The following is a 13,059-nucleotide window of genomic DNA, read 5'->3' as shown; positions in this document are numbered from 1 at the left end:
TCGCATGTCCGTGAATTCTCCCCCCATCGTCTTCGGAAGTGGATTGCTCGGCACGCGCCGAGAGCGGTGCGACGTCTGCGTGATCGGATCAGGGCCGGGCGGCGCTGTCGTGGCGGAGGCGCTCACGGCGCGCGGTCGCGACGTACTCATAGTAGAGATCGGCGGGATGCCGCAGTCGCAGCCGCCGCTGGCGCCCGAAGATGTCGTGTTGCGATACTACCGCGATGCCGGCGTCGCGGCCACGATCTGGCCGGCCCAAATCCCGATCCCGACCGGGCGGGCGTTCGGCGGGACGAGTGTGATCAATTCCGGGACGTGTCTTGCTACGCCGGAACCGATTCTCGCGCGTTGGGCCAGTGAACTCGGCGTCGATTTTCCGCGCGACTCGTGGCGCGCTGCCGAGGCGGAGATTGCGGACGAACTTTCGATTCGTCCCTGTCCCGAAGCATCCATGGGCGCATCGAATCGCCTGTTTGCGGAGGGTTTGCGGCGTCTCGGTCGGACCGGCGGCGCGCCGCTGCCGCGCTGTGAAGTGGAATGCGTCGGGAGCGGGCGCTGTGTCTCGATTTGTCCGCGCGATGCGAAACAAGCGGTGCAATTGAATTATTTGCGCAAGGCGCGGGATCACGGATTGCGCGTGTATTTGGAAACCGAGGCGCGGCATTTGCGCTTCCATGGCAATGCGGCGCGATCGTTAGTGTGTCGCACGGCGGCCGGGGGGCGGGTCGTCATTGAAGCGCAGCATTTTGTCTGCGCGTTAGGGGCGCTCGATACGCCGAGCTTTCTGCTGCGGCATACGCACGGTCGGCGGCTCGCGGCATTGGGGCGACATCTGTCGATTCATCCCGCAGTGAAAATATTTGCGGTGATGCCGACGGTGCAACGTGCTTGGGAAGGGGTGCCGCAGGCGTTTGGGTATCACGACCCGGCGCTCCCCGATTGTTGTTTCGAAGGCGTGTTTCTGCCACCGTCGATGTCGTGTTTGAGCCTTCCGTTCTTGGGCGACGATCTGATACGTTGGATGCGGTGTTACGATCGCATGGTCGCGTTCGGGTTTTGCATCGCCGATAGTCAGCATGGGCGGCTGGTGCCGGCGCCGCAGAGTCCGCCGCTCATTTGGTACGATTTGACGCCGCGCGATCTGGACAACTTTTTTCACGGGATGCGACTGATCGCCGAGGCCTATTTTGCCGTCGGCGCGGAGCATGTCATTTTGCCGGTGTTGAATCCGCCGAATGTCTTTGCCTCCTGGGCCTCATTCGATGCTGGTTTCCGCCGCGACGAGCTTCGCAAAGACAGCGTGCTCGGGATGGCTTTCCACCCCCTCGGGACCTGCCGCTTCGCCGCCGATCCGGCCCGCGGGGCGATCAGTGCGACAGGGCGACTGCACGGTGTGGACAATGTCTCCGTCGCCGACGGTTCGGCCATCGCCGGCCCGCTCGGCGTGAATCCGCAAGTCACCATTATGGCCTTCGCCAAACACGTGGCGCGCAGTCTGTGAATGTGTCCTCGTATTGACATATTCCTATATAGTGATGTATCGGCGGGCTGGAGGTGTCACATGCCAGTCATTACTGCAGCCGAACTGCTCCAGCAGCTCCGGTCCGCGCCGCCGATCCTGATCGACGTGCGGAGTCCGGATGAATTTCTCTATGAATCGATCCCGGCGGCGCGTTCGTGTCCGCTCGATCAACTCGCGGTGTGGACGCGTGAGCTGCGGCCGGACGCGGCGATCTGCGTCGTCTGTCAGCAAGGCGTGCGGAGTGCCGCGGCTGCCGAGCAGTTGCGCGCGCTCGGTTTTCAACGCGTCGTTTCGTTGGCCGGCGGCATCGAGGCGTTCCGTCGCGCGAGTGGCACGACGGTGCGGCAGCGGCGCGTGTTGCCACTGCAACGGCAAGTCTTTCTGACGATCGGCAGCCTGTTAGTATTGAGTACCGGACTGGCGCAGTGGGTCCATGCGGGTTTTGCGTGGCTGGGCGGCGCGATCGGCGTTGGTCTGCTGGTGGCCGGGGCCACAGGCTATTGCGGGCTGGCGCATGTGCTGTCCCGGATGCCGTGGAATCGGGTGCGCCCCGGCTGCCAGGGCGATGAAGGAAGCTCGTGCTGCAGCGCGCCGAGGTCTTCATGTTGCTGACCGAATTGTCCGAAACGGCGTTGCAGCCGTTGGCGGCGATGTTGAAGGCGTTGGGCGATCCGCTGCGGTTGCGGATCATGTGCATCTTGCATCAAGGAGAGTGCTCGGTGAATGCGATCACGGCGGCGTTGCAAGCCAAACAGCCGAATGTCTCTAAGCATCTGCATATTCTGGCGCTGGCGGGGTTGGTGCGGGCCCGCAAGGTCGGCGTGCAAACGCTGTATGGGACCGGAGGTGCGCTTGTTGATCACCTCTGTCGCAACGTGTGTCGGACATTTGTAACGTTACAAGAACGCAAACTACGCATCGTGCGAAATGTCGCCATGCAGCGGTCCCGCGGCGCACGTCGTCGGAGGGCCATGAAAGGAGTTGGAGTTATATGAAATCGTATCAGGAGATCACGCAGGGGATCAGTCGGCAAATGGCCGCGTTACGCCAAGAAGTCCCGGCGGTGATGGAGGGCTTCTCCGCCTTGGCCAAGGCCGCGACGCAAGACGGGGCGCTCGACAAGAAAACGAAGGAGCTGATTGCGTTGGCGCTCGCGGTGGCAGCACATTGCGACGGCTGTATCGGATTTCATACCAAGACGCTGGCGCAATTGGGCGCGAAGCGGGAAGAGATCGTCGAGGCGCTCGGGATGGCCGTATATATGGGCGGCGGCCCCTCGCTGATGTACGCCGCCGAGGCGCTGACGGCGCTCGCCGAGTGGCAAAAGACCGCATAGCCACCTCAACGATTGCTGTTCAAAAAAACATCGGGGGCCCGAAAGGCCCCCGATGTGATCCCTCAGTTGATCGAACCGTTTACAGATCGGCCGGTGGCGTCGGTAGTGTGAAGCTGACGTCGCTCAAGTCGATCAATTCATGTGTGACGGCTGAATTGTTCGTCGTCACGTTGTTCGTCATCTCGATCGCAGTGGATGAATCTTGGGCCCCCACTGCATAGAAGGTCATGTTGTCATCGGCGGCCATGTTGCAGCTGTTCGTCGGCGCATACGCGATCGCCAACTGGCTGCTGTCGGACGTGAACAGATCGGCGCCGACTGCGCGTTGCAACACCTGGCGTTGGGCCAGCGCGCTGGGACCGCTCATCCCATTGCGATTGTTCGGTCCGGCCCAGTTACAGAAGAAGCCGGAGATCGATCCGACCGACTCCGTGGTCGAGGCCACGTCAGGCCCGTATCCGAAATACGCGGTGCCGCCGGCCGAGCCGTCTTCGTTGCCGGAGACCGTCGCGTTCAGCACGCGGGTATAAGAATCTTGCGGACCGGCCTGCCATGCGAAGGCGACGGTTCCGGTCCCGCTGGTGGGATTCAAGCTGAACACGCCATGATTCCAGTTGCCGCCCCATCCGTCCGGATTTTCCGCTGGTGCCTCATCGACTTTGGCGAGTGAGCCTTGCGGCGGCGGTTGTTGCTGCTGATCCTGTGGCGGTTGTTGTTGCTGTTGATCTTGCGGCGGTTGCTGTTGTTGATTGTCGCCCTGTGGTTGGTCATTTCCCGCCATGACGAGCTTGTCAGATGGATCGATGTTGTTGTCCTCATCCAACGGCTGGGTGTCGGCACCGCAGAAATCCGCGAAATCGAGTTTGTACGTCAATGATTCTTCCGACGTCTTCTCGTACAAAATAACCCCGGCGCGTGCCACGCCCGTGAGACCGGATTGGGCGCAATTCCCGCCGTCACTCTGGGACGAGCTGATCACCATCGAGAGCTTGCCCTTATAGGTGCTGTTGTCCGCGGCCGTCGGGATATGTTTGAGAATCAACGTACCGGTTTCGGTGCTGCCGCTGGGTCCGGAAACGGAAATGGTAATGGTCGATTGATAGACCGCATTGCCGCTGGCGTCGTCTTCCAAGCGGGCGATGCTGGCCGCGCTGATCGTGAGTCCGGTAACGCTTAAGTTTGCTGCGATCGCGGACGAGAGATCGACCGACGCGCCGACAGCGGGGAGTTCAACGCCGGCTTTTTTCCCGGCGCAGGCCATCGCGCCGAAGATGTTGACGATGTTGTCGATGCGCACCGCGACCTTGTCGATCAAGTAATTCATTTGCGCGGCGGCGCAGGCCTCGCCGGTGCTGGTTTCAGTTTCACCCCATAAGCCTAGATCGCCGACCGGCAGGTTACCGTCGTCGGGGGCGTTTTCGCCGAAGTTGTTGCCGTTCTCCGGCATATCGCAATCGGCATCGGTCGAGTCGGCGTCGGCGTGGTTACAAAAAAGGAGCGTCGGGCCGTAGCACGAGGGCGATGACGGCATCTCGGTGCGCAGCGGGATGCTGCATTCGCCTTCCGCGGCGAGCAGTTCCTGTAAGGCCTCGCGTTTTTCTTGAAATTCCGTGGTCGGGGCGCCGGACGGCGTCGTGGCGTCGACTTTCAATGACTTTGTCACGCGGGCCAAGTTCCCACTGGCGCTGGCGCCGGCAGTTGGCGAGCTGACGACCAAGTCGCCCGGCACCGTCGTGGATGTCGTGGTGTCAGGCGTTCCGGTCGTGGTCCCGCCGCCGCTGCTGCTCCCGGTTGTCGATCCGCCGGAATCGTCGGTCGAACTACTGCCACTTGAGCCGCCGCATGCGGCCATCGTACAGATGCCGACGAGCGCGACTAATCGTCGGATACGTTCTCCTTGCTTCATAGCTCCCCCTTTGGTTGCCCTATTCCCTACGCCGTTGAAGGTTCCAGATGAGCTTGCAATTCCGGGACCGCATTGGCGAACGACAAATCAAGTGGTTAGCGGGACGATGTGGTAGATCGACACTCAGAATGTGGTATGGTCCAACCCGGCAATGACGAAGCGGAGGTAACTATGGTCTGGGTCCTGGTGTCGATGGCGCTCGGCGTTGCGTCGGTCATGCAAGGGGTCGTGAATCGGCAGATCACGAGTGGGTGGGGAATCGCGGCGGTGACGTTGTTGAATACCGTCGTGCTGTTTTGTGTCGCCGGGATTTTTTATGGGCTGAGTCGCTATCTGCCGCAGCTATTGCCGGAACTATTGCGCGAGCGCTTCGGCGATCGCACACCGGTGTGGTGGTACTTCGTTCCGGGTCTATGTGGTTTCGTGATTGTTGTGGGCCTGCCACTTGCGATCGAAAAAATCGGGGCGTTGCGGGTGTTCCTCGGATTCGTGGCTGCGCAGATCGTCGTGAGTTTGGTCTGGGACCTTACGGTGGAAAAAATACCCGTCAGTCTCACCCGCGTCGCCGGCGCACTGATCGCCTGGGCCGGCGTGCTGCTGGCCGGTTGGAAGCGGTGATTATCAATGTCGTCCTCATGATGATCGATCCATTGCCTGGGAATATTGCTGCAGATCGGCGGGGGTGTTCAGGTCGCATGCGACTTGTGCGTCGCTAACAGCGAGGCGGACGAGCGCGCGCGAGGGGAGCGCGTGCAATTGGTGATCGAGTCGGGCGTGGGCGGCGTCGCGGGGAATAGTTGCGAGTTGTTCTAAGAACGAGCGTCGCAGTAAGACTGGATGGCCGCCGTGGCCGTTGTGCGTGGGGATGACCGCGGAGACGTCGTCAGTGAGTGCGGTGGCGAGGGCGAACCACGTCGCATGCTGCGCGGCGGGGACATCGAGTGGCAGCACGAAGGCCGCTGTCGTGGCTGCCGGCAGTCGGGGGATCGCGGCGCACAGCGACGAAAATGGGCCGTGTTCGGGCATTGGATTGTGGACGACGTGCAGCTGCGTGCGGAGTCGACTATGAATGCACGCGGTAGCGCGAAAGCGGGTCTCGAGCAGCGGGAGATAGGCCGTGCGCTCGAAGCCGAGGACGACGTAACAGTCGCTGCTGCCGAGGGCCTCGATCCGCTCGAGCTGTTCACTCAGCCACGGCCGGCCGTGGTACGGCATTAATCCCTTCGGCTGTCCCATCCGCGTGGATTTCCCGCCGCAGAGTAGAATGATGGGATGCGGTGTGTGTGCGTGTTGCATAATGTTGTCGGAGGAGTTCCGCGCCGATGCTGACGGCCACTTCCTGCGGGGCCTTGCCGGTCGGTGCGCCGATCGGGCAATGGACGCGCGCCAATTGGTCGGCCGTGAGGCCGCGTCGTTGCAAGCGGAGTTGCAGTTCGAACCATTTGTGACGACTCCCAATCAACCCGATGAACGTTGCCGCGCGTTCGCACACGGCCGCGAGGATCTCGGCATCCAGGTCGTGACTATGGGTCATGATCGCGATGTACGTGCCGTGTTCGGACCAGCGCGCCGTCGTGACGAACGCCTCCCAACCGGCGCGATGCCGCGTGACGGCGGTGGGTAGCCCCGGAGCGTCGATCCATTCGACGCGGTCGTCGATCACGTGGATGCTGAACGGGGTGTCGACCAACGTGCGGCAGAGGGCTTGGCCGACATGGCCGGCGCCGAACAGATAGAGTTGTGGTCCGCCGTGCAGCACTTCAAAGAACGCATCGACTGCGCCGCCACAGCATTGGCCGGTCTTGGGACAGAGCAAGTATTCCACATAACGTGGCGTGCCGGCGGTGCGACAGTCACGCGCGTCGGCCAACACATGCGCTTCAAGGTGGCCGCCGCCGACGGTGCCGTCGAAACGGTCATCGGAGTGCAACAGCAAACGCGCGCCGGGCGCGCACGGCGCGGAGCCCCTGCAGCGGACGATCGTGACGAGTACCGCCGGGTCTCCCGAAGTGCTGCTGGCTGCGACGCTATCGATCCAGTTCCACATAAAAGTGACTATCCGCGCGGCGTCATGGCTTGCTGCAAAAATTCCGCTAACAAATTCTGCGCGACGCGGCGCCGATACGCGGCCGTCGAACGCAGATCGTCGATCGGCGCGATGTCTTCCAGTAAAGCGCGCTGTGCGGCGGCGATTGTTGTTGCAGTGACGATTTCGGATTGGAGCACGGCCTCGGTGCGGCGACAACGGAGCGGCATCGGGCCGACGCTCCCCATCCCGAGTCGGACATCCGTGAGGTGTTGCGCGTGGCGTGTGGCACACGCGGCAAGACTCACTTTCGTGATCGATTGCGCCTCGCGTGTGCCGACCTTGCGGAAAAATTCGACGCGCGGCGCGCGCGGTCGCGGCAGTCGGATCCGTGTAATGAGTTCATCCGGCGCGAGAATTGTTTGCTTATAGCCGGTGTGCACCGTGTCATACGGGACCCAGCGAATGCCGCGCATCGATTGCAAGGCGATCGCGGCGTCGTACGCGAGCAACACGGGCAGCGAGTCGGCGGCCGGTGAGGCGTTCGCGATATTGCCGCCGAGCGTGCCGCGGTTTTGGATCGCGACGCCGCCGGTCAGGCTCGCGGCGGCGCAGAGCATCGCAAATTCACGTTGCAGCAATGCGTGGCCGCGGATTTGGGTGTAGGTCGTGCAGGCGCCGAGTTCGATGGTGTCGTCGGCGACCGTGATGCCGTGGAGTTCGGGATAGCGGAGGAGGTTGATGAAACCTCTTGTGCCCTCCCCCTCACCCAGCCCTCTCCCCAAAGGGAGAGGGGAAAGGATGCCCCGCGTCGCGCCGCAGGGCGCATTCATCGCGACCATCAGATCCGTACCGCCCGCGAACGGACGCCATTGGCCCGGTTCCACTGCCATCAGCTGCAGAGCCGCCTCCAGCGACGATGGAGCAATGAGCGTCGGTGTGGCGGATGCGCCGCTCATGCCGTTCCCTCTGCGGCGTGCACGCACTGTGCGACCGCCGCGACGATTTTCATATAGCCGGTGCAGCGACAGAGATTGCCGCCGAGTGCAGTGCGGATTTCTGCCGTGGTCGGGCGCGAATTGGTTTGGAGCAGTGCCGTGATGGCGACGACAAATCCCGGCGTGCAGATCCCGCATTGCGTCCCGCCGCAGGTGGCCAGCGCCGCTTGCACGACGTCGGCCGCGCGTCCATCGGCGAGGCGTTGGGCGGCGATCCCTTCTACAGTGACGATCGTCGCCCCATCCGCTTGCAGCGCCGGCACCAGACAACTATTCACGAGCTCGCCATTCAGGAGTATGGCGCAGGCCCCGCATTCACCTTCGCCACAGCCTTCTTTCGTGCCGGTCAAATGCGCGTCTTCGCGCAACATGTCGAGCAGGCGTCGCATTGGCGAGACGCGGAGCGTCTGCGGTGTCCCGTTAATGGTGCAAGTGATCGGCACTGTTGTGATCACGCCGTCAGCCGGCACAAAACCTCCTCGGGCAACAACGGAATGGACGTGAACGAGACGCCGGTGGCATCTTCGACGGCGTTCAAAATGGCCGGCGCGACCGCATCCATCGGGAGTTCGCCGATCCCCTTCGCGCCACTTTGGCCGTGCGCGTACGGTACTTCTTCAAAATGGACACGAATCGGCGGCACGTCGAGTGCGGTCGGAATGATGTAATTCGCGAATTGATCGTTCACCATCCGGCCCTCACGCAGCTGAACTTGTTCGTACAGTGCGTAGCCGATCGCCTGGACCACGCCGCCTTCAATCTGTCCGGCAGCCAGCGTCGGATTGACGACGCGGCCGATCTCCTGCACCGCGGTAAAGTCGGTCACACGGACTTCATAACTGATCGGGTCGACGCTCACTTCGGCGATATACACGGCCCAGGCGTATGTGGCGTACGCCTGGCCGCGATACGTCGCGTCGTCCCAGATGACACCGGGGGGTGGTTCGTATTGCGTGGTGAGCCGCAGCGCGCCGTGTCGCGCGTGATACGCGGCGCAGGCACGGCGGAAGTCCGCGGGCGTGTGCGGTGTCGGCAGCAAATCGCTTTGGCGTAAGACATCACAAATGCCGGTGCAGCCGCGCGCGACGAGGTCGCCAACGATCATCGTGGTGCGGGAGGCCACAGTCGGTCCGCTGTTCGGGACAACCTGCGTGTCGGGCGTGACGACGTCGATGTCGCACAGTTCCAGCCCGGCCGCGTCCGCGGCGATTTGGGTGAAGACCGTATTTTTCCCTTGGCCCATTTCGGTGGAGGCCGCGAGGACGCGCAGTCTGCCCTCCGCAGTGGTTTCGACCGCAACTTTCGACGCTAGATATTGTTCGCCGGAGCCGGTGAATCCGGCGCCGTGCATCACGGCCGCAATCCCGAGTCCGCGCTGCAGCGGCTCCGTGGCGTTCGCGGTACGATATTGGGCGCGGCGTTCGTGATAATGGCTGAGCTGCAGCGCGCGGTCGAGTAACGCGCCCAAGTCCACGCCGTCGCGGACCGTTTGGCCGCAGGCCAGTGTGTCGCCGTCGCGCAGCAAGTTGCGACGACGCAGTTCCTCCGGAGCCATGCGCAATTGGTGCGCGGCGCGGTCCATATGCCGCTCGATCGCAAACAGGCTCTGCGGGGCCCCGAAGCCGCGAAACGCGCCATACGGCACGGAATTCGTCGCGACGGCGCGCGATCGAATGCGGACATTCGGACAGCGATATGGGCCGGTGGCATGCAACGTCCCGCGTGACAGCACGACCGGCGAGAGTGTTGTATACGCGCCGCCGTCGAGTACGAAGTCGATGTCGAGTGCGACGAGTTTTCCGCCGCGATCGAATCCGGTCTTGATTCTCGTGCGCGACGGATGCCGCTTCGTGGTCGCGGCCATGTCTTCGCGGCGATCGTACATCATTTTCACCGGCTTCCCCGCGTGCCAAGCCAGCAGCGCCGCATGTCCGGCCAACAGCGAGGGATATTCTTCCTTACCCCCGAATCCGCCGCCGGTCTCCGTTTGTACGACGCGCACTTTATCGGCCGGGAGTCCGAACAATGGCAGCAACGCCGCGTGGACGTAATACGGACACTGCAACGAACCCCACACCGTGACACCGCTGTTCGGATCCGCAATGGCGATCACTCCTTGCGGTTCGATGTACATATGCTCTTGCGCGCCGGTCCGGTATTCGCCTTCGATGACGTGTGCGGCCGTCGCCCACGCAGCGTCGATGTCGCCGGCGTCCATCCGGTACGATTTCAGAATATTGTCCGTGCCCCAGACGATGGTTTGCTGCGCATCTGCGGTGTCGAGATCGAACATCGCGGGCAGTGGATCGATCGTGATGTGCACCGCACGTCGTGCCGCTTCCAGCAGCGCGCGGTCGTGATGCGCGAGCAACACGACCGGTTCTTCGGCATGATTGACGCTGCCGTCGGCCAACATCGGTTGATCGTCCGCTATCAGCGCGACGCGATTCTTGCCGGGAATTTGCTTCGCGGTCACGATGGTCAATTCCGCCCACGGAATGCCGTCGGCGAATTCAATGGCACGAATCGTTCCCCGCGCCACCGCACTGCGCACCGTGACGCCAAACAGCATCTCGGGAAACGTCAGATCATCGATATATTGGGCCGCCCCGGTGACCTTGGCCTCCGCCTCCACCCGTCGGACCGACTGCCCTACAAACCGCCGTTGCATGGGGCCGGACCATAGAAGAGTCGCGCCCCCGGAGCAACGCAAAAGGGCGGTGGTTCCTACTGAAGAGACCACGCGCCACGTTTCGCATCCCAGTGCAGCGCGCGCCAACGCCGTTCCGTCGTATCCCATCCCGAGAAAGAGTCGAGATCGATCGCCGCGTACGGAATCCGCAGCGGTTCCTCCGGGGCCAGCGGGCCGCCTTCGCCCCAGACGAGGCATGTCCCGTCTGCGTCGAGCGGATAGCCTTCGTGATGGACGCCATTGCATGCGCGGAAGGCGATGCGGCTGATGCCGTCGAGTTCCACTAAACGTGTCAGGCAATGATGCATGGTCATTTCCAGAGTTCCGGATCAATGCGCCACGCCGCCGCGCGTGCTTACGGCAAATGGCCGAGCCACCGATTGGCGCTGAGGACCGCTACGTTGCCTTCTCGTTTCGCAACGTTTTCTTTGAGCACCAGTTGGATGCCCGGGATCCGGAGTCGGGCGGAAAAATGCCGGAGTGGCTCGGCGATTTGGGTCTCGGCCAATTTCGTCTCTACGAGAAACCACGGTTGTCGATCCCGCGTCACGAGAAAATCGACCTCGCGTCGATCGCGGTCACGGATCGTGTGCAGCCCGAGGGTGGCTAGGCCTACGTCGGTCCAGAGTTGCACGGCCTTCCAGAGATGACTTGCGACGCAATTTTCGAATCGCGCGCCGTCGTCGGGAAGCTGCGACCAGTCGTAAAAATAATATTTCGGTTGTCGCTGAATCGAACGGGCAATCCGTTTGGCGTAGGGCGTGGCGGTAAACACGACAAAGAGGCGTTCAAAGATCTCCATCCATTGGGCAATGGTGGGTGGGCTGACGCGGATATCTTCCGCCAACGCACGTTGACTAAAGGGCGAACCGATGCGCTCCGGCAACAGGAGCATCAGATGTTCGACGAGGTTGAGGAGATGGATGTGCGTGAGTTCCCGCAGTTCTTCGCGGACGAGGAGTTGTCGTCTGGCATTGGACCAGCGTCGATGTTCCGTGTCGGATTGACCGACGTACGGTTCTGGAAAACCGCCGAACCGGAGAAGCGACGGGAGTGTGTCGAGCGCCGCATGTGGTTCCAGCGGATCATGGGGGAGCGGGGGAATAGTGCCGTGTTGCAGCTCTCCACAGGTGAAGGGGTGCAGGTGGTGTAAGTAATATCGGCCAAACAGGCTGTCGCCAGATTTCTGGAAAACGTCGAGTCGCGCGCTGCCGGTGAGGAGCAGCTTGAGGTGGGCGTGATGCTTATCAAAGACTCCTTTGAGGTGGTGTTTCCAGCGGGGAAATTTATGGAACTCGTCCAGGCCGACGACGCCGGCGCCAACGTAGTTTTTTTTCAAAATGGACACGCGGTCATCGTCGTCATCATAGAGGAGGTATTGGCCTCCCATGGCGGCGATGATCTGGCGGGCCAGCGTCGTCTTTCCGACTTGGCGTGGTCCCGACAAGAAGACGAACTTTTTCTGCAGGTCTCGCTCGATGACTGCTGCTAAACTGCGTCGGTCGGCAGACATAACGGCTGTTTTACATTTGGTGCGCCAAATGTAAAGTGCCATTTACAATGCGGTCGTGCCCGTGCTGTGGCCGTTGTTGTGACCACACCGGCACAGCGCGAGTTTTTCGACCCGCGGCAGCCGCTTGATCGCGGCCTCGCGGCGGAGGGCGCGGGATTTGGTGCGGTGCGTTTCGTGATAGCGCAAGCGGCCGAAGCCGAAGCCGCGCAGGAATTTCGAGCCGCGGCCGCTGCGGTGCGCGGTCATGCGGCGCGCTAAATCGGTCGTGTAGCCCACATACAGACGTCCGTCGGTGGCTTCGACGAGGTAGACGTAGTAGCAACGCCGCTTACGTCGCTTGGGTGTGTCGGTAGAGGATGACGTGGACATTTTCGACTGTCACTAATCCTTCCTCGACCATCGTGTCGAGGTGAGGGAGAAAGCGCTCGATCTTGTCGGCTGCGTCGACGATCTCGATGATGACCGGCAAATCTTCGGAGAGGCGGAGGATCTTGCTGGTGTGAATGCGGCTGGCGGCGCCGAATCCCTCGCAGCCTTTCACGACCGTGCAGCCGGCGAGACCTTCGCGACGCGCGAGGTGCAAGATCGCTTCGTACAACGGTTGCCCGTGATGTTTGTCGGATTCGCCGATAAAGATGCGCAACAATTTGCCGGCCTCGGGAATTTTCATGCCTCACCGCTTTCCTTTAAAGGGCGCGTGCCGCGATCACGCCGAGCAGCAATGCGCCGAACCCGGCGATCATCGTGCCGATGACATTGCCGCCGGCCAAGCCATATTGACCATCTCGCACGAGTTGCCATGTCTCATAGGAGAAGCTCGAAAAAGTCGTGAACGCTCCCAGAAATCCGAGGAAGAGCACGGCGCGCAGTTCGCTGCTGAACCAGACGCGTTGTTCTGCCAATGTGCCGAGTAGGCCGATCGTAAAACATCCAGCGGTATTCACGACCAACGTGCCGTACGGAAATCCGACGCCGAGCCACTGATGGACCCAGCCGCTCAGCCCATAGCGTGCGAGCGTGCCAATCGCCCCGGCGCCGGCTAAGAGAAGCAATTTCCGCATCGCGC

General features: G+C 62.1%; 16 protein-coding genes. 5 read left to right on the top strand and 11 right to left on the bottom strand.

Going from position 1 to position 13,059, the window contains the following annotated elements; translation table 11 throughout:
* Positions 1 to 4 precede the first annotated feature (4 nt).
* From HY696_04255 to HY696_04240, 4 genes are read left to right on the top strand one after another with little or no spacing between them, the layout of a single operon-like run.
* The gene (locus HY696_04255; protein ID MBI4237617.1) at positions 5 to 1,501 is read left to right on the top strand and encodes a GMC family oxidoreductase; all 1,497 of its coding nucleotides are present in this window, start codon (positions 5 to 7) and stop codon (positions 1,499 to 1,501) included.
* 60 nt (positions 1,502 to 1,561) lie between these two features.
* Positions 1,562 to 2,134, top strand: coding sequence for a rhodanese-like domain-containing protein (locus tag HY696_04250; GenBank protein ID MBI4237616.1), 573 nt, complete (start codon positions 1,562 to 1,564; stop codon positions 2,132 to 2,134).
* Positions 2,101 to 2,517, top strand: coding sequence for a winged helix-turn-helix transcriptional regulator (locus HY696_04245; GenBank protein ID MBI4237615.1), 417 nt, complete (start codon positions 2,101 to 2,103; stop codon positions 2,515 to 2,517). Before HY696_04250 ends, HY696_04245 begins: the two co-directional genes overlap by 34 nt.
* Positions 2,514 to 2,858: a carboxymuconolactone decarboxylase family protein gene (locus HY696_04240; GenBank protein MBI4237614.1), complete on the top strand. Its 345-nt coding sequence runs from the start codon at positions 2,514 to 2,516 to the stop codon at positions 2,856 to 2,858. The genes HY696_04245 and HY696_04240 overlap by 4 nt, the downstream gene beginning before the upstream one ends.
* A gap of 79 nt (positions 2,859 to 2,937) precedes the next feature.
* On the opposite strand, the gene HY696_04235 is transcribed toward HY696_04240, so the two are convergent.
* On the bottom strand, positions 2,938 to 4,764 hold the full coding sequence (locus tag HY696_04235; GenBank protein ID MBI4237613.1) for a hypothetical protein: 1,827 nt from the start codon (positions 4,762 to 4,764) through the stop codon (positions 2,938 to 2,940).
* Positions 4,765 to 4,935: 171 nt separating this feature from the next.
* On the opposite strand from HY696_04235, the gene HY696_04230 reads away from it, so the two are divergent.
* A complete protein-coding gene (locus tag HY696_04230) occupies positions 4,936 to 5,382 on the top strand; it encodes a DMT family transporter (protein MBI4237612.1) in 447 nt (148 codons plus the stop codon).
* A gap of 15 nt (positions 5,383 to 5,397) precedes the next feature.
* Here the strand turns inward: HY696_04230 and HY696_04225 are convergent, their stop codons facing one another.
* From HY696_04225 to crcB, 10 genes are read right to left on the bottom strand one after another with little or no spacing between them, the layout of a single operon-like run.
* Entirely contained in the window at positions 5,398 to 6,000 is a 603-nt protein-coding gene (locus HY696_04225) for an NTP transferase domain-containing protein (GenBank protein MBI4237611.1), read from the bottom strand.
* Positions 5,948 to 6,811, bottom strand: coding sequence for a xanthine dehydrogenase accessory protein XdhC (xdhC, locus tag HY696_04220; GenBank protein MBI4237610.1), 864 nt, complete (start codon positions 6,809 to 6,811; stop codon positions 5,948 to 5,950). Before xdhC ends, HY696_04225 begins: the two co-directional genes overlap by 53 nt.
* An 8-nt stretch (positions 6,812 to 6,819) precedes the next feature.
* Positions 6,820 to 7,749: a xanthine dehydrogenase family protein subunit M gene (locus tag HY696_04215; protein MBI4237609.1), complete on the bottom strand. Its 930-nt coding sequence runs from the start codon at positions 7,747 to 7,749 to the stop codon at positions 6,820 to 6,822.
* On the bottom strand, positions 7,746 to 8,240 hold the full coding sequence (locus HY696_04210; protein MBI4237608.1) for a (2Fe-2S)-binding protein: 495 nt from the start codon (positions 8,238 to 8,240) through the stop codon (positions 7,746 to 7,748). The genes HY696_04215 and HY696_04210 overlap by 4 nt, the downstream gene beginning before the upstream one ends.
* A complete protein-coding gene (locus tag HY696_04205; GenBank protein ID MBI4237607.1) occupies positions 8,240 to 10,459 on the bottom strand; it encodes a xanthine dehydrogenase family protein in 2,220 nt (739 codons plus the stop codon). Before HY696_04205 ends, HY696_04210 begins: the two co-directional genes overlap by 1 nt.
* Before the next feature lie 56 nt (positions 10,460 to 10,515).
* The gene (locus HY696_04200; GenBank protein ID MBI4237606.1) at positions 10,516 to 10,794 is read right to left on the bottom strand and encodes a hypothetical protein; all 279 of its coding nucleotides are present in this window, start codon (positions 10,792 to 10,794) and stop codon (positions 10,516 to 10,518) included.
* A 41-nt stretch (positions 10,795 to 10,835) separates the two neighbouring features.
* A complete protein-coding gene (locus HY696_04195) occupies positions 10,836 to 11,993 on the bottom strand; it encodes an ATP-binding protein (protein MBI4237605.1) in 1,158 nt (385 codons plus the stop codon).
* Between the two features lie 42 nt (positions 11,994 to 12,035).
* Positions 12,036 to 12,362, bottom strand: coding sequence for a GIY-YIG nuclease family protein (locus tag HY696_04190; protein MBI4237604.1), 327 nt, complete (start codon positions 12,360 to 12,362; stop codon positions 12,036 to 12,038).
* Complete coding sequence (locus HY696_04185; protein MBI4237603.1) at positions 12,322 to 12,663, bottom strand: DUF190 domain-containing protein; 342 nt, start codon at positions 12,661 to 12,663, stop codon at positions 12,322 to 12,324. Before HY696_04185 ends, HY696_04190 begins: the two co-directional genes overlap by 41 nt.
* A 16-nt stretch (positions 12,664 to 12,679) precedes the next feature.
* Positions 12,680 to 13,054 (bottom strand): fluoride efflux transporter CrcB, encoded by a 375-nt coding sequence (gene crcB / locus HY696_04180; GenBank protein ID MBI4237602.1) that lies wholly within the window; start codon positions 13,052 to 13,054, stop codon positions 12,680 to 12,682.
* Positions 13,055 to 13,059: the final 5 nt, after the last annotated feature.

The sequence above is a fragment of the Deltaproteobacteria bacterium genome (assembly GCA_016210045.1).
GTDB lineage: Bacteria > UBA10199 > UBA10199.
This window is presented reverse-complemented; position numbering and strand designations above follow the sequence as displayed.

What these genes read in the sequence shown, in the direction of transcription:
- HY696_04225 (MBI4237611.1), bottom strand. Translation starts at nt 6,000, where the DNA reads ATGGGACAGCCGAAGGGATTAATGCCGTACCACGGCCGGCCGTGGCTG.
- HY696_04215 (MBI4237609.1), bottom strand. Translation starts at nt 7,749, where the DNA reads ATGAGCGGCGCATCCGCCACACCGACGCTCATTGCTCCATCGTCGCTG.
- HY696_04250 (MBI4237616.1), top strand. Translation starts at nt 1,562, where the DNA reads ATGCCAGTCATTACTGCAGCCGAACTGCTCCAGCAGCTCCGGTCCGCG.
- HY696_04235 (MBI4237613.1), bottom strand. Translation starts at nt 4,764, where the DNA reads ATGAAGCAAGGAGAACGTATCCGACGATTAGTCGCGCTCGTCGGCATC.
- HY696_04190 (MBI4237604.1), bottom strand. Translation starts at nt 12,362, where the DNA reads ATGTCCACGTCATCCTCTACCGACACACCCAAGCGACGTAAGCGGCGT.
- HY696_04205 (MBI4237607.1), bottom strand. Translation starts at nt 10,459, where the DNA reads ATGCAACGGCGGTTTGTAGGGCAGTCGGTCCGACGGGTGGAGGCGGAG.
- HY696_04200 (MBI4237606.1), bottom strand. Translation starts at nt 10,794, where the DNA reads ATGACCATGCATCATTGCCTGACACGTTTAGTGGAACTCGACGGCATC.
- HY696_04230 (MBI4237612.1), top strand. Translation starts at nt 4,936, where the DNA reads ATGGTCTGGGTCCTGGTGTCGATGGCGCTCGGCGTTGCGTCGGTCATG.
- xdhC (MBI4237610.1), bottom strand. Translation starts at nt 6,811, where the DNA reads ATGTGGAACTGGATCGATAGCGTCGCAGCCAGCAGCACTTCGGGAGAC.
- HY696_04255 (MBI4237617.1), top strand. Translation starts at nt 5, where the DNA reads ATGTCCGTGAATTCTCCCCCCATCGTCTTCGGAAGTGGATTGCTCGGC.
- HY696_04240 (MBI4237614.1), top strand. Translation starts at nt 2,514, where the DNA reads ATGAAATCGTATCAGGAGATCACGCAGGGGATCAGTCGGCAAATGGCC.
- HY696_04185 (MBI4237603.1), bottom strand. Translation starts at nt 12,663, where the DNA reads ATGAAAATTCCCGAGGCCGGCAAATTGTTGCGCATCTTTATCGGCGAA.
- HY696_04195 (MBI4237605.1), bottom strand. Translation starts at nt 11,993, where the DNA reads ATGTCTGCCGACCGACGCAGTTTAGCAGCAGTCATCGAGCGAGACCTG.
- crcB (MBI4237602.1), bottom strand. Translation starts at nt 13,054, where the DNA reads ATGCGGAAATTGCTTCTCTTAGCCGGCGCCGGGGCGATTGGCACGCTC.